Origin of the sequence: Myxococcus dinghuensis, assembly GCF_024198235.1 — a bacterium.
Taxonomy (GTDB): domain Bacteria; phylum Myxococcota; class Myxococcia; order Myxococcales; family Myxococcaceae; genus Myxococcus; species Myxococcus dinghuensis.
In genome coordinates this window covers 53786-73879 of sequence record NZ_JAKCFB010000041.1, presented here as the reverse complement: position 1 = coordinate 73879, position 20094 = coordinate 53786, and the positions used below count along the sequence as shown (strand labels likewise).

The window sequence follows — 20094 nt, the reverse complement described above, 5'->3', positions numbered from 1 at the left end:
GCGGGCGCGGGCGGTGGAGGCGCGGGCGCGACGGCCACGGGCGGCGCCGTCACCGCGACGGGCGCGGGGGCCGGCGCGATGGGCGGCGGGGGCGGCAGCGGGCCGTTCATGTCCAGCCGGGGCGGCTGCGGCCGGGGCGGCTGGAAGGCGCCTTGCGAGAAGAGCACCTCCGCCTCGCGCATGCAGCGCGACAGGAAGTCGAAGATCTCCGCGGACACCTTGCGCAGGTCCGGATGCGTGTCCGGCGAGAGGTGGTCGGGCGAGAACCGCTTGGCCATGCGGAAGAACGCCAGCCGCACCTCGTCCAGCGACGCGGTCGGCTTGGCGCCGAACACCTCCAGCGGCGGCAGGTTCTGCAGGCCGCGCAGTTGGGTGCGCAGGCGCTCGGCCTGCTGCTGCTCCACGGAGGCCGTGGGCCGCGCCGTGAACAAATCCCGCAGCTCCGGCAGCTCCTGGAGGGCCACCCACTGGGTGCCATCCCGCGAGGCGCGCACCGCGGCCTTCAGCCGCCCGGAGGCGATCAGCTCACGCAGGGCCTGCAGGGCCAGGGGCCCCAGGACACGACCGAGGTTGTCCGCAACCCAGTAACCGACAACAGGAGACGACACGCAGACACCTCTGGGTCAATGAGCGAGTGCCTGGCGTACCGCCGAGGCGATCTCCAAGGGATGGAAGGGCTTGCCCACGAAGCCCACCGCGCCCGCGGCCATGGCCTGCTCCACCACGGGCTCCGCGTCCATGCTGCTGATGACGAGGACCCGCGTGCCGGGCGACACCTGCTTGATGGCGCCGAGCACCTCGAGCCCGCTCTTCTTCGGCATGAAGAGGTCGAGGAACATCACCGCGGGTTTCTCTCGGGCGGCCACCGCGAGGCCCTCCTCGCCGTCCGCGGCCTCGAGCAACCTCAGCTCGATGCCCGTGTCGGCGATGACGTCCTTCAAGATGCGGCGCACGAAGCTGTCGTCATCGACGAGCAGCAGGGTCGGGGTGTCGGACATGGCACCGCATGATACTGGGACCGCGGAACATCCGCGCCAGGACATGCCGCGCCTGCCTGCCTTTTTGGGTTAAGGGGTGAGCATGTCCTCCGTCGACCTCGCCCTCTCTCACTTCGAGTCCCAGAAGCACGTCTATCTCGAGGACCTCGTCACTCTCGCGCGCATACCCAGCGTCTCGTTCCCGGGCTTCGACCCCGCGCGGGTGCGACAGAGCGCCGAAGCGACTTCTCGACTCTTGAATGACCGTGGCTTTGAAAACGTTCAACTACTCGAAATCGAGGGCGCGCATCCGTATGTCTACGGCGAGGTGATGCGGTCTCCGGGGGCGCCCACGTTGTTGTTGTATGCGCATCACGACGTGCAGCCCGCGGGCGACGAGTCGCTGTGGAAGAGCCCGCCGTTCGAGCCCCGGGTGCGGGACGGGCGGCTCTACGGGCGCGGCACCGCGGACGACAAGGCGGGCATTGTGGTGCACACGTCCGCGGTGGAGGCGTGGCTGAAGGGCGCGGGCCAGCTCCCGTTGAACGTGAAGGTCATCATCGAGGGCGAGGAGGAGATCGGCAGCAACCACCTGTCGGACTTCCTGCGCCGGCACGCCGCGTTGTTGAAGGCGGACGCCATCGTGCTGACGGACACGGCGAACTTCGACACGGGGCTGCCCTCCATCACCACGGCGCTGCGCGGGCTGGTGACGGTGGACGTGGAGGTGCGGGCGCTGAAGCAGGCGCTGCACTCGGGCATGTGGGGCGGGCCGGTGCCGGACCCGGTGATGGCGCTGTGCCGGATGCTGGCCACGCTGACGCACGCGGACGGCTCCATCGCCATCGACGGCATCGCGGAGCGGGTGCGTCCGCTGACGGAGGCGGAGCGCGGCGACCTCCAGTCCCTGCCGGGCACGGAGGCGTCGTTCCGTGAGCAGACGGGGATGGTGCCGGGCGCGGAGCGGCTGGGCGGTGGGCGTCACCCGTACGAGCTGAACTGGCGCCACCCGAGCATCGCCATCAACGCCATCCAGGCCAGCAACCGCAAGGACGCGCGCAACATCATCTGCGACGCGGCCTGGGCGCGCGTGGGCATCCGCATCGTCCCGGACCTGGAGCCGCGCGACGTGGAGCAGCGGCTGAAGGACCACCTGCGCGAGGAGTGCCCGTGGGGCCTGGAGGTGTCGTTCGAGACGGAGGGTGCGTCGGGCTGGTGGTACACGGACCCGTCGCATCCGGCGTTCCAGGCGGCGTTCCGCGCGCTGGAGAAGGGCTTCGGGACGAAGGCGGTGGCGGTCGGCTGCGGCGCGTCCATCCCCTTCGTGGAGCCGTTCGCGCGGGAGCTGGGCGGTGTGCCCGCGCTGCTCATCGGCGTGGAGGACCCGTACACGTACGCCCACTCGGAGAACGAGAGCCTGCACGTGGGAGACTGGGAGAAGTCCATCCGCGGCGCCATCCACCTCTACGAGGAGCTGGCGCGGGTGCTGGTGCCGCGGGGCTGACGGCGGCTACCTCGCCTTGACGCCCAGGTGCGTGAGCGCCGCCTTGACCCAGTCCTTGATGGACACGGTGTCGAAGGGGATGGCCTCGCGGCCCGGGTACTTCTTCTCGAAGTAGCTCACGGCGGCGACGCCCATGGCGAACGCGGTGCCGCCGCTGGCGGCGCCCTTGAGCAGCCAGCCGGCGACGGGAATCCAGCCCACCGTCAAGGCGATGGAAAACACCAAGCAGGACGTGCTGTTACCCGCTATCGCCTTGATTCTCCTCGGGTTCGTCTTCCCGCCCCGTCCCACGTAGTCCCCCCAGGTGCCACCTCGAACCACGCTGGAGGGGCACACTGGGGGCACATGGCGGCATGGCCTCTGACTCACCTGCTACAGGGGTGGTCAGGCTTCCTCGTCCGGCAGGAGCGACCGAAGCAGCTCGTCATCAGGTCCGAGCGGGCGCCAGCCAGCAGGGGGGATTGGCGAGCAACGCATCTGCGACCCGCCGGGCGCGCCCCTTGTGGGTACCTGGGGTGTAGGCGATCCAGCGTCCAAGCGCCTTCGCGATGGAGAACCGATTCTCTCCGTCCTGCACGGCGGGCCATCCAGCGGGAAGACTCTGGGGCAACATGCGGACAAGGACGTCGCGAACAAAGCGCGTGACCTGTCTGCTCTGCTCGGCCTCGTAGAGCAAACCGCTTAGCACCTGCACTCCTGCAACGTCCTCGCGCCCCAACTCTTCGGCAAGTGCCACCAACGAGGCTGTAGGACGGTCGCTCGCGAAGGCGGTAAGTGACGCGTACCCTCGCTCGCGGGCCCGTTCGTACAGGCGTGCCTTGATATTGCCCTGCCAGGGATGTCCGTCGGTCATCGGAGTCTCTCCTTCGAGACGTTCTGCGGCACGAGGCGGTGATGGGAGACACGGTGCCTCGCAGCGCCGACTAGCGGGGTCACCAGCTCCGTTCAGGCTTCGTCATCGGGGAGGAGTGTCCGAAGCAGCTCGTCATCAGGGCCGAGCGGGCGCCAGCCGGCAGGGGGTGGGGTCGCGCGAAGTGCCACCCTGGCCTGATTCACGCGCTCCTCATGCGTCTCTGGGGTGTAGCTACTCCACCTAGCGAGCGCTTGGGCAATATCGAATCGATTCGTGTCGTCCAGCACGGCAGGCCACCCATTCGGGAGGCTCGCGTGCAGTTCACGCACAAACTGACCACGTACCAAGCGAGCGACCCGATGGCTTCGCTCCGCCTCGGCTACGAGTCCACTGAATACCTGCACCCCAGCAATATCGTCGGGGCCCAACTCCTCGGCTAGCGCAACCAACGATGCAGTGGGACGAGCCTCGGCAAAGGCCGTGAGTGAGTCGTAGCCGCGCTCACGGACGCGCTCATACAGGCGGACCTTCCAATTCCCCTGCCACGAACGACCATCAGTCATCGGCTCGCCCCCTTGGTGAACTTCATCGGGATGTCGTACTCCTTCAGATACCCTGCGACGAGTCTCAAGATCTCGTTGCGCGTCAGCCGCCGGCCGTTTTCCCCCTCGGCTGCTCGCAGCACTTTCATGATCATCCGGTTCCACTCCCCTGGCCATGTGCGCCCGAGGCGCCAGTTTCCCCCACCGTGAATCGCTTCGTGGTGGGACCGCTCCAGGCGGACACAGAACTGGTCGATGTCCAGGTCCCCCTTGAAGCCGCGCTGCTCGAACCACTCGCGTTGTTCCTGTGGCAGGACATGGTGCTTGGGGGCCTCGGACATGCCCGCCCCCGCCTTGCCCGTGACGTGCATGCCGCGCACCTCGGGACTGTCCCCCAGCGCCTCTCGCACACCCTCGGGCAAGTCCTGGTGGGCTTGCGCCATCATCACCTGGCCCCCGTGGATGCGAACCGCCGCGCTCACCACGGGGACGGAGAGAACGCCTGCCTGCACCAGCCGCCGCATCATCTCCACCCACTCAGCAGAGACGACGAGCTGAGAGCCCGCCATGACGCCGCCTGAACTCACGACGAACCCCACGCCGAGCGTCGCTGGGGCCGCAGGCGGCAGGCGCGGCAGGGACAGCTTCAGCGAGGAAATCATGGTGAGCATCTCCAGCACCTGCGCGGTCACCATGACCTTGCCGCCCTGCTCCATGGCCGACTGCCCGTCCAACCGAAGCGCGTTGAACTCCTGGGTCAGCTTCCCCATCAACTCGGGCATCGCGAGCGCTGCCGCCTCGACACGGTCCGGGTCTTGGGAGGCGAGGTCGGCCAACAGGGTCTCCATCAAGCCCCGGACACGGTCGAGGTCCACGAACTGCTTCTCGACGCCGCACAGGAAGCACTCGCGCAGCAGGACGTCGGAGAGCTGAAGGAAGTCCACCCAGGTGGCGAACAGCAGGACACCGAACAACGCGGACTGGAGTCGTGGGCCCGCCATGCGCAGGACGGCCAGCTCCATCTCCGAGTCCCCCACCTCCGACGCGACACCGGCCAACACGGTTGCGCTTCCCAGCGCACCTCGAATCCACGTCAACTGCTTCGTGCCGTGGTGAAGGAAGCGCGTGAACAGGTCACTGTTGATGCCGCGGTTGTCGTAGCTGCGCCGACGCGCCGCAATCTTGGACAGTGTGCCTTCGACTTCTTTCAGCGAGCCCTGCACCTCGTCGAGGGAGTCGAGGAAGGCTCGCCGCGCCGAGGCTGCCTGCGGGCCCCTGCCTCCGACAGCTCCAGATGCGGTGCCAGGTGCTGCCTTCGTTGCCTCGTCTCGGGGCCCGACATGACGGAAGAGGCGCTGTTGAGCCCGAGGGCCCGCGAGGGAATACGGAGGGGAGCCAGGGGAAGGAGGACGCTCTTCAATCAGCACGTCCGCCCGCTCGGGTGAGGTCCTCCCACGAGGAGTGTAGTTCAACGTTCCGCCACGCCAGGAGGCATGCGGCACCGACGCGCATCCCGAGGCAAGCACCACGGCCAGGAGCAGGACCTCAGCGCGCATTGTCCACCCCCAGCCCCACCGAGGCGAACGCCCCCGGGCGCAGCGTCCCTTCCACAGTGGGGAACAGCAGCGTGCCGCCTGTCCCCATCGCATAGAGCGCCCCTCCCAGGAACCTCCAGCGAACTTCCGCCGCGCCCAGGTAGCGCGCCCCCGGCTTGCCAGCTCCCACTGCGAGACCCTTCACGGCCACTTCCAGGGCGCGCTGGAAGAGCTGCACCGCCACGCGACCGTCCACGTCGACGCGCCCCCACGAGAAGGCTTCCGCGCCCACCGAGAGGCGCAGGTGCTTGTAGGGCCCTCCGTAGCTGACGGCGTCCCACTCCACGAGGGCTTCCGCGAAGGCGGAGTAGCCGTCGGGGAAGCGAGCCTCCGCGAGCGGCACGCCGTCAGGGCCCGCCGCCTGGAAGCGCGCCAACTCGTAGTCCGCGCCGAAGAAGCCTTGCCGGAAGCCGCCATGCTGGCGCCTCGCCTCCAACCGAAGGCGCAGGTTGAACCTCTCGGAGAGGGAGTCCACCCCGCCCCCTACGACCGCGCCCCAAGCGCCGCCATCCCCGGGACGGCCACCCCACCCAGCATTCACGTAAGCCTCCATGCCGGGCCGAGCCACCACCACGGCCATGGCGTCCAAATGGGCCAGCGTCATGGATGGCGCGGCTCCTCCCGCTCGACCCCAGTCATGGACAGCGGACACCGCCAGCGTGTACCGGCCCCGCTGCTCCGGCTGCCCGAAGAGGAGGTGCTCCATGTCCAGGGAGAACTCCGCTCCCAACAGCCGCGCGCCGAGCACATCCGAGGCGAACGCTTCCGTGTAGAGCGGGCCCAACGTGCCGGTGAAGATGCCACCGGCCGGGTGGTAGTCGGGATTCGTGCGGTTGGAGTACCGGCGGACGAGATGACCAGAGAGGAGCCGGTGTTCCTCCAGCGGGCCGAACCAGATTCCGAGGGGCGCGTCGTTCGAGCCCAACAGGAGCCCTCGAACGAGCTGTCCCCAGTCCGAGAGCGTGTCCCAGTCCGCGCGACGAACGAACGTGGCGCCCTCCCCGTCGCCCCACATGCGGAAGCGCACGGGCGCCCCCAGGTTGATGCCGAAGTCGCGGCCACCGTCGAGGATGAACGTGGGCTCCACCTGCAAGTAGCCCTCTTCCTCGCCCATGCCCGCGCGAGGCAGGAGCGCCAGCGTCGTCGCCTCGATGCGCATCAGGTAGTACCAAGACCGCGCGGGCGGCGTGGATGGGGCGGGGGGCGCCTCCTGCTCGGGGACGGAGGACTCCGACGCCCACCCACGCGTCGACAGCAGCAACAGCAGCACGGCAAGACAGCTTCGCTTCCTGCGCATACACGCCTCCTGTGCGTGCCCCGGCATGAGGCACGAAGAACACACGTCTCCCGGTCGGCTTTAGCGACTCGCGCCGCGCCGGTGGTGAATCAGCGGTGGTGAAAGGAAAGGGGGTGCCGCCGTTACGTGGTCGGCTGCTTCGTCAACGTGCGACGACGCGGACCGGCGCTGGGCTCCGTTGGCACTTCATCGGCCGCAGGCGAGGACGACGTGCGCCGCGTGCCCCTGGAAGAGGACGCCGTTGTGGCCGCGGCACCGCTCCACACCTCGTGGACAGGGGGCGTGATTCCGCCTTCGTCGCTCGGCACCTCGAAGTCCCAGAGCTTGTCGCTGGCCTGCGCGAGTGCGTGCTGGACCTCTCGCAACGCGTCCTCCCGCGTGTAGCGCCCCAGGCGTGCCAGTTGGGAGCGCATGACCAGCTCCAACTCCGCCGCCGTGAAGACGCGGTCAGCGGGCTCGCGCTGCAACAGCGTATGCAGGATGTCCCGGAGCGGAATCGAGAGCCCGCGCGCTGCCTGCTCCATGTCGTCGGAGCGAAAGGCCATCGCGCACCAGATGACGTCCTCCGCGAAGGCGGGCAACTCCGTCACGAGCGCGGCCACCGAGGCCGCGAGCACCTTCTCCCGCTCCTCCTTCGAGGCACGCGCCTCCACTTCGTCAATCCGGAGGTGGCCCGGGTCGTAGAGGTGGCGGCCCGTGGAGAACTCCAACAGCGTCAGGCCCAGGGAGAACAAGTCCGCGCGCCAGTCCACGGCCTCTCCCAACAACGCCTCCGGTGCGGAGTAGAGGACTTCGCCTTGGGGGCTGGGGAGCGAGGTGGCCAACCGCCCCGCGAGACGGGAGAAGGCCACGCCGAAGTCCGTCAACCGAATCTCTCCATGCGGGCCGACGCGGATGCGAGCGGGGTTCACGTCCCGGTTGACGATGCCGAGCGGGAAGCCCGCGTCATCCGTGCGTGCGTGTGCATAGGCCAGGGCCGCCGCGACCTCCGCGCCCACGTAGAGGGTGAACGCCTCGGAGAAGTAGCAGCCGCGCGCCTGGGCGACGGCCAGCAACGTGTGGAGCGACAGCCCTTCGACGTTCTCCATCGCCACGCACAGGCCATGCTCGGTCTCGAAGAGGCCATGCACGCGCGCGATGCTCGGGTGGCGAAGGTACTGGGCGAGCCGAACCTCTTCCTCCAGGCGGATGCGGGTGCGCTGGTACTGCTCCGTCACCTCCGCCGCTTTCGGCAGGGGCAGGCACTTGAGCACGATGCACTCACCGAGGCCCTTGGGCGTGCGCGTCTGCGCGAGGAGGAGCCGCTCCCCCACGCGCCCCTCCCCCAAGTCCCGGAAGAACTCGTAGGAGGTTTCTCCATTCGTGAATAGGACGACGCCCCCGGCAGGCCGAGAGTCAGACGGATTGGACATGGGCAGGAATCTCCGAGCGCCCGCGCGAGAGGGTTTCGCGCAAAGGCAGACTCAAGGTACTGCCAGCCCTTGCAGACTTGAACGACGTGATAGGTCTAAAAAGATCGAAATCTCATTCACTCATAGTGAACAGAGGTGGGCCTGTTTTGCAAACCTGCTTTACGTCCTCCGAGGGAAACTAGGGCCAGCGCTCGACCAGATAGGCCCCCACAGTCCTTTTGAGCACGATGGTCCGTGCGGTGACCTCGAACAACGCGAGCCGGCCTCCACTGTCCCCAAGCACCACCGAGTCACGGTCCACAGGAGAATCGAACTCCAATGCGGTGAGGTAGTCGGGAGCGACGCGCAGCTCCACGGGCTTGTCGGCGGTGGTCACCGAGAGCGACACCCGGCGCCGCTTCAGCTCGCGCCCGCGAAGCCCCTCCTGGGACTGCGCCGTGGCCGGGAACCCCATCAGGAGCACGAGGGGCAGGGCAAGCCGGGCAAGGGACAGGCGCACTCGCAGACGACCTCCAAGGGACATGGCGGGGACCGTACCAGGAAGCGCGCGACTTCCGGTCGTTCTCTGGTTGTCCTGGCGCCCCCGGGTTTCGGCATGACGCAAGAATCCGCCGCAGGAGTCGCGTCACGCCCATCAAAACTCCCCGTCGCGCGGCGCACGTGGCTTCTCGCGACAAGTGTTCAGGGACTTCACGGAACAGCGCGCCACGCCGAACACATCGCCGCTCGGGGGCCGACGATTTTCCGCGGCATTTTCTCAGCGTGGTGAACCTCCGAGCACAGTCCGGAGGGGCCACCCATCGGAAATCCGGACCGGGGGGCCTGCCTCAACGTGGCCTGAGCCATCCACAGAGTCCGCACCCATTTAGATGGGGCCACCGCAAGTCAGCCGTGGCCGAGAAATGGCCTGGAAATGGTCGCGTGGGCCATTCGCAGAAACCGCACCCATTTACCCATCAACAGACGCCGCCAACCGTGGCCACAGGGACAGCCCAGCGGACACGGCGCGGAGATAGCCCCAGCACGAGAGCAGGAGTCCAACGCGTGATTGAACAGGTTGAGCAGTACCGCCCCCGCATCGTCGTCGCGCTCACCGACGCAGGGCCCGAGGGTCGCACTGTGAAGGAGCTGTGTGGCGCGCTCGGTGCGGGAGAGCAGCCCATCCGGCGCTTTCTCGCGGCGCTCGTCGTGGCCGGCGTCGTGCGCGAGTTCCCCAAGTACAAGCCCGGCGTTCGCGGCGCGGTGGTGACCGGCACCTTCGGAACGGAGAAGACAGAGGAGAAGCACATCCCCACGTTGGAGAAATTCACTCCGCGCTTCCTCACCTACAGCGAGAACAACAACAAGCACTCCAGCGTTGTCAGCAAGAGGCAGGCGCTTGAGGACCACATCCTTCCGTTCTTCGGAGCGATGGCGCTGAATGCCATCGGGCCGGCAGAGATCGAGGACTTCAAGGCGCTGATGCGGAAGAAGGTCTCCCGTGCCCGTGCTCGTAAGGATGCTCCCACCTTGAAGGCCATCCGTGGGCGCACCGGTGATGGCGCTGTGCCGGATGCTGGCCACGCTGACGCACGCGGACGGCTCCATCGCCATCGACGGCATCGCGGAGCGGGTGCGTCCGCTGACGGAGGCGGAGCGCGGCGACCTCCAGTCCCTGCCGGGCACGGAGGCGTCGTTCCGTGAGCAGACGGGGATGGTGCCGGGCGCGGAGCGGCTGGGCGGTGGGCGTCACCCGTACGAGCTGAACTGGCGCCACCCGAGCATCGCCATCAACGCCATCCAGGCCAGCAACCGCAAGGACGCGCGCAACATCATCTGCGACGCGGCCTGGGCGCGCGTGGGCATCCGCATCGTCCCGGACCTGGAGCCGCGCGACGTGGAGCAGCGGCTGAAGGACCACCTGCGCGAGGAGTGCCCGTGGGGCCTGGAGGTGTCGTTCGAGACGGAGGGTGCGTCGGGCTGGTGGTACACGGACCCGTCGCATCCGGCGTTCCAGGCGGCGTTCCGCGCGCTGGAGAAGGGCTTCGGGACGAAGGCGGTGGCGGTCGGCTGCGGCGCGTCCATCCCCTTCGTGGAGCCGTTCGCGCGGGAGCTGGGCGGTGTGCCCGCGCTGCTCATCGGCGTGGAGGACCCGTACACGTACGCCCACTCGGAGAACGAGAGCCTGCACGTGGGAGACTGGGAGAAGTCCATCCGCGGCGCCATCCACCTCTACGAGGAGCTGGCGCGGGTGCTGGTGCCGCGGGGCTGACGGCGGCTACCTCGCCTTGACGCCCAGGTGCGTGAGCGCCGCCTTGACCCAGTCCTTGATGGACACGGTGTCGAAGGGGATGGCCTCGCGGCCCGGGTACTTCTTCTCGAAGTAGCTCACGGCGGCGACGCCCATGGCGAACGCGGTGCCGCCGCTGGCGGCGCCCTTGAGCAGCCAGCCGGCGACGGGAATCCAGCCCACCGTCTCGCCCACGACGGCGCTCGCCGCCTTGCGCGCGACGATGCCCGCGCCCAGCGTGGGGATGAGCCCGAGCGACTCGCCCAGGCTGAGCTTCTCTCCGTAGATGCCGGCCACGTGGTAGATCATGTACGCCTCGATGGCGGACGTGAGCGCGGTGTGCGCGCCCGGCACGGGGATGGGGATGGCGGCGGCGCCGGCGGCGCGCAGGGCGCTCTCCTCCACCCAGCTACGAGCGCTCTTCTCTGCGGACATGGGTCGTGCTCCCGTTCCAGGGTTCACGGCCCACCATAGCCCATCACCGCCGCGCCGCTCAGCGCGCGCGGAACCGGTCCGTGGCGTCGAGCAGCGCGGACGTGGTCCCCGGCTCGTTGGCGGAGTGGCCCGCGTCCGGGACGACGACGAACTCCGCCTCCGGCCAGGCCTCGTGCAGCGCCCAGGCGCTCTCCATGGGGCACACGACGTCGTAGCGGCCCTGGACGATGACTCCGGGGATGTGGCGGATGCGGTGCACGTCGTCGAGCAGCTGCGCGTCGGAGCGCAGGAAGCCCCGGTTCACGAAGTAGTGGCTTTCGATGCGCGCGAACGCGAGGGCGAACGTGTCCCCGGCGTTGCGCGCCACCAGCTCCGCGTTGGGGCGCAGGTAGCTGGTGCGGGCCTCCCAGATGCTCCAGGCCCGCGCCGCCTCCTGGCGCGCCACCGGGTCCGCGCCCGTCAGCCGGCGGTGGTAGGCGCCGAGCAGGTCGCCGCGCTCCTCCGGCGGGATGGGGGCCAGGTAGTGCGCCCACGCGTCCGGGAACAGCGCGCTGGCGCCGCGCTGGTAGAACCAGTCAAGCTCCTGCTGGCGCAGCAGGAAGATGCCGCGCAGCACCAGCTCCGACACGCGCTCGGGATGCGTCTGTGCGTAGGCCAGCGCCAGGGTGCTGCCCCAGGAGCCGCCGAACAGCTGCCAGCGCTCGAGGTCCAGGTGGACGCGCAGCTTCTCCATGTCGGCGACGAGGTCCCAGGTCGTGTTCTCCTCGAGGCTCGCGTGGGGCGTGCTGCGGCCACAGCCCCGCTGGTCGAAGAGGATGATGCGGTACGCGGCCGGGTCGAAGAAGCGCCGCTGCCGCGCGTCCGTGCCGCCACCCGGCCCCCCGTGGACGAAGAGCGCGGGCTTGCCCCGGGGATTGCCACACTCCTCGAAGTACAGCTCGTGGAGGGAGGACACCCGCAGGCGCCCCATCCGATAGGGCTCGAGGGGGGGATACAGGGCTCTCGGGGACGGGCTGGACTCGGACATGCGCCTTCCGTGACGGCGTGTTCCCGCGGGAACCTACCAGAGCCGTTCCCTGGCACGGCCCACGGGTGGGGCGGTGCGGGGTCGCCGGCGCCCCGCGCCTGGACGTCCGCGTGGGAGACTGTCGAGCACGCCACACGCATGCCGCCCCGGGAGGCGTGCGAGTGGGATGTGACGGCGAAGTTGCCTGGGTGCGACGCGGCGTTTGCGGGAGGGATGGATGCTGTCTCGCGAACCCACGCCCCTGGAGTGCCCCATGAACATCGCCTCCCTCATGAACACCCCGCCTCCCGCCGACGCCACGCCCCGTCCCGGTCGCATCCAGGTCATCCGGGTCCAGGCCACCGTCCTGCTCCAGGGCACGCTGAGCGCCATGGAGGACAGCGTGAAGGCGTTCCGCCACATGCGCGACGTGCTCACGGGCGCCTACGCCCAGCACCGCGCCTGAGCCGCTCCGCACCGCGCGGTCGACGTCGAGGGACTTCGTCGACCGCGCCTGCTTCCGGGTGGGCACGCTCCGGATGGCATGCCCGCGGACCCAGCACCGCCCTCAGCGGGTGGAGCTGTCCGTCGTCGTCGGGGGAGTCGGTGGTGTCTCCTCCTTCGGGGACGGAGGCACGCCCCGGCCCGCGGCGGCGACCATGCGGACCTCCGAGCGGTCGTCCAGCGCGAGCCCGTCGCCCTTGGGCTCCGTCTGCGTCACCGCGATGACGTCGCCGCGGTTGAGTTGGAAGAACCGGTCGTTCTTCTCCGTGCGGTGGCGCTCCTGCATGGCCAGGCCCACGCGGCCGTCCGGGCCGCAGCCGATGTAGCGCTGGCGCCCCTTGCCCTCGAGCGACTCGGAGACGATGCGGAACAGCTTGCCGGGGGGCAGCGTCGGCCAGTCCTCGTCCTTGGGCGCCAGCACGAGGTAGCTCATCTTCAGCGCCTCCTTGTGCAGGCTCGCCGCGCGCGCCAGCTCCTCCACCACGCGCGGCATGGGCCAGGCCCGCTCCGCGTGGCACCAGTCCGACTCCTTCACCAGCGCGGGACACGGGCCCCGGTACATGCACGGCGCGCGCACCGCGTAGCCCTTCGCGACCATGGCGTCGCGCACGTGCAGCAGGCCCCGGCTCGTCTCGCGCAGCGCCGGCTCCATCACCAGCAGGCTGCCGCCGCGCTTCACCTTCGCGAGCACCGCCTCCAGCAGCGCCGCGCGGGGCGCCGTCGCCGCGTCGCCCGTGCCGTACAGCTCGTTCACCACGTGCCCCATCGTCACGAGGTCGAACTGTCCCTCCGGCAGGGCGGCGGCCTTCTTCGTCGGGTCCCATTCACGGGTGGCCAGGGCCTCGCCGGCCTCCGTGGCCAGCGCGCGCGCCAGGTTGAGCGCCGCCTTGCTCCGGTCCGCCGCCGTCACCTCGCCCGCGCCCGCGTCCAGCGCGGCGAAGGCCACCGGGCCCGGGCCGCTGCCCAGGTCCAGGGCCTGCCGGGGCCGGTTCGGCAGCTCGCCCAGCACCTGCCGGGCCTGGGCATAGGACACCGGCCAGTAGAACAGCAGGTAGGCGCCCAGGAGCTTCGGGTCGTCCATGTACCGCGCGCCCGCCAACTGCCGCTCCCGCGTCAACCCGAGCGACAATTGCCGCACGCCCGCGGCGACCTCCTTCACCTCCTGGGGCGTCAGCCGCGTCTCCGGTCCGTCACCCCGGCCGCGCGAGGCGCGCCACACGGCGATGAGCCGCGGCATCCACCGCTCCAGGTCCTTGCTGTATGCGTTGCTCATCCCGCCAGGCCTTCATCCATCCCAGGGAGCGCCTCCCGGTCGGCGCTCGTGTCAACCCGTTGTCGCACCACCACTCCCTCAACTCCGCGATCGCCACCCGGGGGCGTCCGCGTTAAACCCTTGTCGCACATGATCTCCGTCCACGGCCTGCGCAAGCACTACAAAGTCCACAAGCGTCCGCCAGGCCTCAAGGCGGCCCTGCGCTCGCTCGTCCACCGGACCTACTCCACCGTCAAGGCCGTGGATGGCATCTCCTTCGACATCCGCCCCGGCGAGCGCGTGGGCTTCCTGGGGCCCAACGGCGCGGGCAAGACGACCACGCTCAAGGTCCTCTCCGGCCTGCTCCACCCCTCCGAGGGCGAGGTGCGGGTGGATGGCCACGTGCCCCGGCTGCGCGAGGAGGCGTTCCTCAAGAAGATCATGCTGGTCATGGGGCAGAAGCAGCAGCTCCTCTGGGACCTGCCGCCGGCGGAGACGTTCGAACTCAATCGCGCCATCTACGACGTGCCCGCCGTCCAATACAAGCAGACGTTGGACGAACTGGTGTCCCTGCTGGAGATAAGCGACCTCATCGGCAAGCCCACCCGGCAGCTGTCCCTGGGCGAGCGCATGAAGTGCGAGCTGGCCGCGGCCCTCATCCACCGGCCCCGGGTGCTGTTCCTCGACGAGCCCACCATCGGCCTGGACGTCTCCATGCAGGCCACCATGCGGACGTTCATCAAGGAGTACAACGAGAAGTACGGCGCCACCCTCATCCTCACCAGCCACTACATGGACGACGTGGCGGCCCTGTGCCCGCGCGTCATCGTCATCGACAAGGGGCTCTTGTCCTACGACGGCAGCCTGGACGCGCTGGTGCAGCGGGTGCGCCCGGAGAAGCGCGTGGTGCTGCGGCTGGCGGAGGAGGTGGACGGCGCGCGGCTGGCCCCCCTGGGCAAGGTGGTGACACACGAGGCGGGGACGGCGGTGCTCCAGGTGCGGCAGGACGCGGTCAACGCGACCATCTCCCGCGCCCTGTCCGGCCTGCCGGTGACGGACCTCACGGTGGAGAACGCGCCGCTGGAGGAGGTCATGAGCGAGCTGTTCGCGGAGAACAAGGCGCGCAGGCAGCAGGCGGAGGCGGAGGCGGCCTCCGCCGGGGAGTCGGTGCCGGCATGAGCCTGCGGACCGTGGCGCGCGCCCTGCCCACCATGCTGCGCGTGGGGTTCGCGGAGGCGGTGGCCTACCGCGCGGAGATGCTCGTGTGGGTGCTGTCCACCACCATGCCGCTGGTGAACATGGTGCTGTGGATGGCGGTGGCGAAGACCGCGCCGGTGGGGAACTACGGGCGAGAGGACTTCGTGGGCTACTTCCTCGCCACCTTCGCGGTGCGTCAGCTCACCAGCGCGTGGGCCGCGTGGCTCATCAACTGGGAGGTGAAGCAGGGCACGCTGTCCATGCGCCTGTTGCGCCCCATCTCCCCGCTGTGGGCCTACGCGTCGGAGAACGTGGCCGGCATCCCCATGCGCCTGGTCGTGGCCGCGCCCGTCGTGGTGACGAGCGTGGTGCTGGTGGGCGCCAAGGCCATTCCCCAGACGGCCCTGGGCTGGGGTCTGTTCCTCGTCGCCCTGGTGGGCGGCTGGGCCATCACCTTCATGGCCAACATCGCGCTGGGCGCGCTGAGCCTCTTCATGGACAGCAGCCAGAAGATGATGGAGGTGTGGATGGTCCTCTTCTTCGTCTGCTCCGGCTACATGTTCCCGGTGGAGCTGCTGCCCGGCGGGTTGCGCGCCGTCATCGACTGGCTGCCGTTCCGTTATCAGATGGGGTTGCCGGTGGAGATGATGACCGGGGCGCACGACCTGCCCACGGCGCTGGGGTTGCTCGCGCGGCAGTGGGCGTGGGTGGTGGCCATGTTCGTCATCGCGATGGGGCTGTGGCGCCACGGCGTGAAGCGCTTCGCGGCGTTCGGAGGGTAGGGGCATGGTTCGGCGCTATCTGCGACTGCTCGGTGTGCAGCTCAAGGCCTCGGGGCTCCAGGCCCTCCAGTACCGCGCGGACTTCTTCACGGAGGGGGTGACGTCTCTCTTCTGGATCTTCACCGCGCTGGCGCCGCTGTTCGTCGTGTACGGCAAGCGGCCGGAGGTGGAGGGCTGGAGCTTCGGCGAGGCCCTGCTCGTGGTGGGCTGGTTCACGCTGCTGCAGGGGCTCCTGGAGGGGGCCATCAACCCCAGCCTCACCGGCGTGGTGGAGCACATCCGCAAGGGCACGCTGGACTTCGTGCTGCTCAAGCCCGCGGACGCGCAGTTCCTCGTGTCCACCCAGCGCTTCCTGCCCTGGCGCGCCTTCAACGTGCTCACCGGCGTGGCCCTGTTCGCCTACGCGTTCTGGCTCCTGGGCCGGCCGCCGTCGCTCACGGGGATGCTGGCGTCCGTGGTGCTCCTGGGCACGAGCACGCTGCTCTTGTACTCGCTGTGGATCCTCACGGTGAGCGCCGCCTTCTTCGTCGTGCGCGTGGACAACCTCACCTACCTGTTCACGTCCATCTTCGACTTCGCGCGCTGGCCCTCCAGCGTGTTCAAGGGCGTGGCGCGGGGCTCGCTGACGTTCCTCTTCACGTACATCATCCCCCTGGCGTTGATGACCACGTTCCCCGCGGAGGCCATGCTGGGCCGGCTCCCGCTGCTCTCGCTCGTGGGCGCCGTGGGTGGCTCGCTCGTGTTCGCGTGGCTGGCGCGGCGCGTCTGGCGCTACTCCATCGGCCACTACACCTCCGCCAGCAGCTAGTCGCTCGCACGCTGGGTGAGCGTGCGTCACGAGACGGACTCAGTGGGTTGTATCAACCCCATCTGTCGGGTCGGGTGGGTGCTCATCTTTTCCTGACAGGGATTGGCCTCGGTCTTCGGGTCTGGGGTATGGGCCGCCGCGTGCGCCTGTCGCGGCACTCCCCCCCAAGGAAAGGACCCCCACTCATGAATCGATGTTCCGGGCTCGGCCTGCTGGCCGTGCTGTCGATGGCGCTCGTCCAGGCGGGCTGCTCACACGAGGATTTTGTAGGTCCGGCGGACGTAGCAGATGTTTCACGGTTGGAACTGGAGCAGGGTTGGACGGGCACGGCGAGCATGGCGCTCCAGCGGATGGAGCACACGGCGACGTTGCTGCGCTCCGGCCTGGTGCTGGTCGCCGGTGGCCAATCCGCGACGAACGCGGAGTTGTATGACGCGAGCGGCTCGCGGTGGATCGCCGCGGGGACGATGGGCGCGACCCGGCGGCGTCACAGCGCGACGTTGTTGGGTGACGGGCGGGTGCTGGTGGTGGGGGGCGACTCCGCGGCGGCTCCCACGGGGACGGCGGAGATCTACGACGCGTCGACGAACGGCTGGTCGTCGACGGGCAGCCTGGACACGCTGCGCTCCGGGCACACGGCGACGCTCCTGGGCAACGGGCGGGTGCTGGTGGTGGGCGGGGAGAACGGCGCGGGGGCGGGGCTCGCCACCGCGGCGCTCTACGACCCGGCGACGGGGACCTGGACGGGCACGGGGAGCCTGCGCCGGGCGCGGGTGGGGCACACCGCGACGCTGCTGACCAACGGACTGGTGTTGGTGGTGGGAGGGCGCAACGGCCCCCGGGGAAGCTTCCTGCGGGACGCGGAGGTGTATGACGTGGCCACGGGCGTGTGGACGACGGTGGCGAGCATGCTCACCGCGCGCTCCGGTCACAGCGCCACGCTGTTGCTGTCGGGCAGGGTGCTGGTGGCGGCGGGCTTCGTGGACGACATCACCACCTCGCGCAACGCGGAGCTGTACGACGTGAGCGCGAACACGTGGACGCCCGTGTCGCAGCTCCTGCCCGAGCCGCGCGCGCAGCACACCGCGACGCTGCTGCACTCGGGCGAGGTGCTCCTCGCGGGCGGCACGGATGGGGGCGACCCCTATCTCCAGAGCGCGGTGCTCTACGACCCGACGCTCTCGCGCTGGACGAGCGCCGCGCCGATGAGCGCCAGCCGGTTGGGGCACACCGCGACGCTGCTCCCCCAGGGGGACGTGCTCGTGGCGGGCGGGAGCCCGGATGGCGTGCAGCGCTCCGCCACGGCCGAGCGCTTCGCCGTGCCCACGCCGCCGTGGCGGTCGACGACGGCCTTGGTCTCCGCGCGCTACAACCACTCGGCCACGCTGCTCGACTCGGGCCTGGTGCTCGCCGTCGGAGGCACCGCCACGGGAAGCGCGGCGCTGGGCACCGCCGAGCTCTACAGCGAGCACCTGGCCACGTGGACGCCGACGGGGAGCCTCGTCACGCCTCGCTTCCTCCACACGGCGACGAAGCTGTCGCAAGGGCGGGTGCTGGTGTCGGGCGGGCAGTCCACGTCCTCGCTCTACCTGGCGTCCGCGGAGGTGTATGACCCGGCGTCGGGGACCTGGGCGAGCACCAACGGGCTGGCCACGCCGCGCTCGCGTCACACCGCGACGCTGCTCGACTCCGGGCAGGTGCTGGTGACGGGAGGCCGGCAGACGACCAGCTTCAGCAGCACGCTCGCCACCGCGGAGCTGTACGACCCCGCGTCCGGCACCTGGCGCGCCACGGGCACCATGAACGTGCGACGCGTGAACCACACGGCCACGCCGCTCCTGTCGGGGAGGATCCTCGTCGCGGGAGGCACGACGCCGTCGGGGGACACCGCGACCGCGGAGCTGTACGACCTGAACACCGGGCAGTGGACGTTGACGGGGCCCATGGCGGCCACGCGCTACGGACACATCGCCGTGTCGCTCCCCGGCGGCAAGGTGCTGGTGGCTGGCGGCTGGGGGCAGGGCGGCGCGCTGGCGACGGCGGAGATCTACGACCCCGCGATGGGCACGTGGACGACGGTGGCGCCCATGACGAACAGCCGTTATGGCGCGGTGGCGTCGGTGCTGGGGACAGGCCGCGTGCTGGTGCTCGGTGGAGATGCGGGGGCCTCGGTGGGGCTCCTGGCCTCCTCCGAGGTCTTCGACCCCGCGACGGGACAATGGACCTCCGGTGGCGCGATGACCCACGCGCTGACGAACACCGCCGTGACGCGGCTGGCGGACACGGGTCGCCTGCTCATCGTCGGGGGCCTGGGGTCCAACGGCTCCACGTCCGCGGTGGACCTGTACACGCCCGCACCCTGACGTTTCGGGTCTCCACCTGCTCGCGCTTTGTTCTTCCGCGAGCAGGTGGTGTCTGGGGGAGCGCAGTCCCGTGGACAGTGCCGTGTCTCGCTGTCTCGCGATGATTGATTCCCCGTGTTCGCCATGACCTGGATGCACCGCTTCCCCCGATGAGAGGAGTTGGTGATGCCCAGGTTTCACGCGTTCCTGGTGGTGATGGGTGTGTTGTGGCTCGGGCCCGAGGCGCGAGCGGGCGCGACGCGGACGACATATCCGGTGGTGTTCGCGCACGGCATGGGTGGGTTCGACGACATCCTGGGCTTCAACTACTGGGGGGACGACTACGGACAGTTCGTGGGCGACCCGTGCGACGAGCTGTTCGAGGTCGCGTGCAACCCGGACATCGACGTGGGGCAGCGCACCTTCGTGGCGCAGGTGCCGGCGTTCCACTCCTCGGAGGTGCGGGGGCTGGACCTGGCCAACGACATCGAGGGGTACATGGCGACGGAGGGGACGTCGAAGGTGAACATCCTCGGCCACTCGCAAGGCGGCATGGACGGGCGCAAGGCGGCGCGGGTGCTGCGGGAGCGCAAGGGCGCGACGGTGGTGGCGGTGCTGGTGAGCCTGTCGACGCCGCATCGGGGGTCGCCGGTGGCCAAGTACGTGCTGGACCTGGGCCCGGGCGTCTCCAGCGTCGTCGCGGCCCTGGCGAAGTACTACGGCGACAGCATCTACCGGGCCGGCAACGACGCGTACGCGGCGCTCAAGCAGGTCGTCTACAACGACTACTCGGCGACCGACGGGGTGACGACGGGGGCCCGGGCGTTCAACCTGAACTACCCGATGAACAGCAGCGACGTGGGGTACTACGCCTCGCTCATCACCGCGCAGTTCGGCCCGAACGTGAACCCGGCGCTGTACCTGCTCAAGGAGTTCTTCTTCGACATCGACGGTGACGGCTACTGCGAGGAGGACTGCGACAACGACGGCGCGGGCGGGGCGGGGGACGGGGTGAGGGTCGAGCTGGACGACGACGGGCTCGTGGGCATCAACTCCCAGCAGATGGGCCGGCGGCTGCGCTACACGGACGTGGTGCTCGGGTTCGACACGGTGACGAACGACATGTCCGTGCCCGTCGTCACCAACCTCAACTCACCCGGCCCGTTCGCGAGCACCTCCATGTCCAGCATCGTCAATCAAGACCACATGGACGTGGTGGGCGTGGGGCCCGACACGTTCGACGAGCCGGAGTTCTACGCGGCCGTCATCCACTACATCGCGGTGAACGACTGAAGACGGTCCGCGATGACACTCGGGAC

17 protein-coding genes and 4 pseudogenes are annotated in these 20094 nt (G+C 69.4%); 9 read left to right on the top strand and 12 right to left on the bottom strand.

Going from position 1 to position 20094, the window contains the following annotated elements:
• Together LZ198_RS35000 and LZ198_RS34995 are read right to left on the bottom strand one after the other, a co-directional pair.
• Positions 1-608 (bottom strand): DUF4339 domain-containing protein (locus tag LZ198_RS35000; RefSeq protein WP_253976482.1); only part of this gene is annotated, 608 nt, incomplete at its 3' end.
• A gap of 15 nt (positions 609-623) precedes the next feature.
• Complete coding sequence (locus tag LZ198_RS34995) at positions 624-998, bottom strand: response regulator (RefSeq protein ID WP_046715860.1); 375 nt, start codon at positions 996-998, stop codon at positions 624-626.
• An 82-nt stretch (positions 999-1080) separates the two neighbouring features.
• Between LZ198_RS34995 and LZ198_RS34990 the strand changes: the two genes are divergently transcribed.
• Positions 1081-2481, top strand: coding sequence for a M20/M25/M40 family metallo-hydrolase (locus LZ198_RS34990; RefSeq protein ID WP_256560189.1), 1401 nt, complete (start codon positions 1081-1083; stop codon positions 2479-2481).
• A 6-nt stretch (positions 2482-2487) separates the two neighbouring features.
• Here the strand turns inward: LZ198_RS34990 and LZ198_RS34985 are convergent, their stop codons facing one another.
• The 7 genes and pseudogenes from LZ198_RS34985 to LZ198_RS34955 all read right to left on the bottom strand — a co-directional run bounded on the left by LZ198_RS34985 (position 2488) and on the right by LZ198_RS34955 (position 8679).
• The gene (locus LZ198_RS34985; protein ID WP_253976480.1) at positions 2488-2706 is read right to left on the bottom strand and encodes a hypothetical protein; all 219 of its coding nucleotides are present in this window, start codon (positions 2704-2706) and stop codon (positions 2488-2490) included.
• Between the two features lie 159 nt (positions 2707-2865).
• Positions 2866-3334 (bottom strand): annotated as a pseudogene (locus LZ198_RS34980) (NUDIX hydrolase).
• Between the two features lie 92 nt (positions 3335-3426).
• Positions 3427-3897 carry an NUDIX hydrolase gene (locus LZ198_RS34975; protein ID WP_253976479.1) on the bottom strand — a complete coding sequence of 157 codons (471 nt, stop codon included), beginning with the start codon at positions 3895-3897 and terminating at the stop codon, positions 3427-3429.
• Positions 3894-5099, bottom strand: coding sequence for a DUF2380 domain-containing protein (locus LZ198_RS34970; RefSeq protein ID WP_323383226.1), 1206 nt, complete (start codon positions 5097-5099; stop codon positions 3894-3896). The genes LZ198_RS34975 and LZ198_RS34970 overlap by 4 nt, the downstream gene beginning before the upstream one ends.
• Before the next feature lie 322 nt (positions 5100-5421).
• Entirely contained in the window at positions 5422-6768 is a 1347-nt protein-coding gene (locus tag LZ198_RS34965; RefSeq protein ID WP_407667491.1) for a hypothetical protein, read from the bottom strand.
• 122 nt (positions 6769-6890) lie between these two features.
• A complete protein-coding gene (locus LZ198_RS34960; protein WP_256560188.1) occupies positions 6891-8180 on the bottom strand; it encodes a serine/threonine protein kinase in 1290 nt (429 codons plus the stop codon).
• 178 nt (positions 8181-8358) lie between these two features.
• On the bottom strand, positions 8359-8679 hold the full coding sequence (locus LZ198_RS34955; protein WP_253976476.1) for a DUF2381 family protein: 321 nt from the start codon (positions 8677-8679) through the stop codon (positions 8359-8361).
• Between the two features lie 716 nt (positions 8680-9395).
• Here LZ198_RS34955 and LZ198_RS43845 point away from each other — a divergent pair.
• Together LZ198_RS43845 and LZ198_RS34945 are read left to right on the top strand one after the other, a co-directional pair.
• Positions 9396-9728: pseudogene (locus LZ198_RS43845) on the top strand (N-terminal phage integrase SAM-like domain-containing protein); the annotation flags it as partial.
• Positions 9712-10431 (top strand): annotated as a pseudogene (locus LZ198_RS34945) (peptidase dimerization domain-containing protein); the annotation flags it as partial. The pseudogenes LZ198_RS43845 and LZ198_RS34945, both read left to right, overlap by 17 nt.
• A gap of 6 nt (positions 10432-10437) precedes the next feature.
• On the opposite strand, the gene LZ198_RS34940 reads toward LZ198_RS34945, so the two are convergent.
• On the bottom strand, positions 10438-10884 hold the full coding sequence (locus LZ198_RS34940) for a hypothetical protein (protein WP_253976475.1): 447 nt from the start codon (positions 10882-10884) through the stop codon (positions 10438-10440).
• 58 nt (positions 10885-10942) lie between these two features.
• Entirely contained in the window at positions 10943-11911 is a 969-nt protein-coding gene (gene pip, locus LZ198_RS34935; protein WP_253976474.1) for a prolyl aminopeptidase, read from the bottom strand.
• Positions 11912-12164: 253 nt separating this feature from the next.
• Between pip and LZ198_RS34930 the strand changes: the two genes are divergently transcribed.
• Positions 12165-12356: a hypothetical protein gene (locus LZ198_RS34930; protein ID WP_253976473.1), complete on the top strand. Its 192-nt coding sequence runs from the start codon at positions 12165-12167 to the stop codon at positions 12354-12356.
• 102 nt (positions 12357-12458) lie between these two features.
• Here LZ198_RS34930 and LZ198_RS34925 read toward each other — a convergent pair whose 3' ends face one another.
• Positions 12459-13667 carry a small ribosomal subunit Rsm22 family protein gene (locus LZ198_RS34925; protein ID WP_253976472.1) on the bottom strand — a complete coding sequence of 403 codons (1209 nt, stop codon included), beginning with the start codon at positions 13665-13667 and terminating at the stop codon, positions 12459-12461.
• 237 nt (positions 13668-13904) lie between these two features.
• Between LZ198_RS34925 and LZ198_RS34920 the strand changes: the two are divergent.
• The 5 genes and pseudogenes from LZ198_RS34920 to LZ198_RS34900 all read left to right on the top strand — a co-directional run.
• Positions 13905-14825 (top strand): annotated as a pseudogene (locus LZ198_RS34920) (ABC transporter ATP-binding protein); the annotation flags it as partial.
• Entirely contained in the window at positions 14822-15625 is an 804-nt protein-coding gene (locus tag LZ198_RS34915; RefSeq protein WP_253976471.1) for an ABC transporter permease, read from the top strand. The pseudogene LZ198_RS34920 and the gene LZ198_RS34915, both read left to right, overlap by 4 nt.
• A gap of 4 nt (positions 15626-15629) precedes the next feature.
• Positions 15630-16433 (top strand): ABC transporter permease, encoded by an 804-nt coding sequence (locus LZ198_RS34910; RefSeq protein ID WP_253976470.1) that lies wholly within the window; start codon positions 15630-15632, stop codon positions 16431-16433.
• 185 nt (positions 16434-16618) lie between these two features.
• Positions 16619-18796: a Kelch repeat-containing protein gene (locus LZ198_RS34905; RefSeq protein WP_253976469.1), complete on the top strand. Its 2178-nt coding sequence runs from the start codon at positions 16619-16621 to the stop codon at positions 18794-18796.
• A 165-nt stretch (positions 18797-18961) separates the two neighbouring features.
• Positions 18962-20068: an esterase/lipase family protein gene (locus LZ198_RS34900; RefSeq protein WP_253976468.1), complete on the top strand. Its 1107-nt coding sequence runs from the start codon at positions 18962-18964 to the stop codon at positions 20066-20068.
• The last annotated feature ends 26 nt before the right edge of the window (positions 20069-20094 follow it).

Bases quoted from the DNA above. Each gene is read 5' to 3' on its own strand.
- LZ198_RS34995 (WP_046715860.1), bottom strand. From the start codon at position 998: ATGTCCGACACCCCGACCCTGCTGCTCGTCGATGACGACAGCTTCGTG.
- LZ198_RS34990 (WP_256560189.1), top strand. From the start codon at position 1,081: ATGTCCTCCGTCGACCTCGCCCTCTCTCACTTCGAGTCCCAGAAGCAC.
- LZ198_RS34975 (WP_253976479.1), bottom strand. From the start codon at position 3,897: ATGACTGATGGTCGTTCGTGGCAGGGGAATTGGAAGGTCCGCCTGTAT.
- LZ198_RS34965 (WP_407667491.1), bottom strand. From the start codon at position 6,768: ATGCGCAGGAAGCGAAGCTGTCTTGCCGTGCTGCTGTTGCTGCTGTCG.
- LZ198_RS34960 (WP_256560188.1), bottom strand. From the start codon at position 8,180: ATGTCCAATCCGTCTGACTCTCGGCCTGCCGGGGGCGTCGTCCTATTC.
- LZ198_RS34940 (WP_253976475.1), bottom strand. From the start codon at position 10,884: ATGTCCGCAGAGAAGAGCGCTCGTAGCTGGGTGGAGGAGAGCGCCCTG.
- pip (WP_253976474.1), bottom strand. From the start codon at position 11,911: ATGTCCGAGTCCAGCCCGTCCCCGAGAGCCCTGTATCCCCCCCTCGAG.
- LZ198_RS34930 (WP_253976473.1), top strand. From the start codon at position 12,165: ATGAACATCGCCTCCCTCATGAACACCCCGCCTCCCGCCGACGCCACG.
- LZ198_RS34925 (WP_253976472.1), bottom strand. From the start codon at position 13,667: ATGAGCAACGCATACAGCAAGGACCTGGAGCGGTGGATGCCGCGGCTC.
- LZ198_RS34915 (WP_253976471.1), top strand. From the start codon at position 14,822: ATGAGCCTGCGGACCGTGGCGCGCGCCCTGCCCACCATGCTGCGCGTG.
- LZ198_RS34910 (WP_253976470.1), top strand. From the start codon at position 15,630: ATGGTTCGGCGCTATCTGCGACTGCTCGGTGTGCAGCTCAAGGCCTCG.
- LZ198_RS34905 (WP_253976469.1), top strand. From the start codon at position 16,619: ATGAATCGATGTTCCGGGCTCGGCCTGCTGGCCGTGCTGTCGATGGCG.
- LZ198_RS34900 (WP_253976468.1), top strand. From the start codon at position 18,962: ATGCCCAGGTTTCACGCGTTCCTGGTGGTGATGGGTGTGTTGTGGCTC.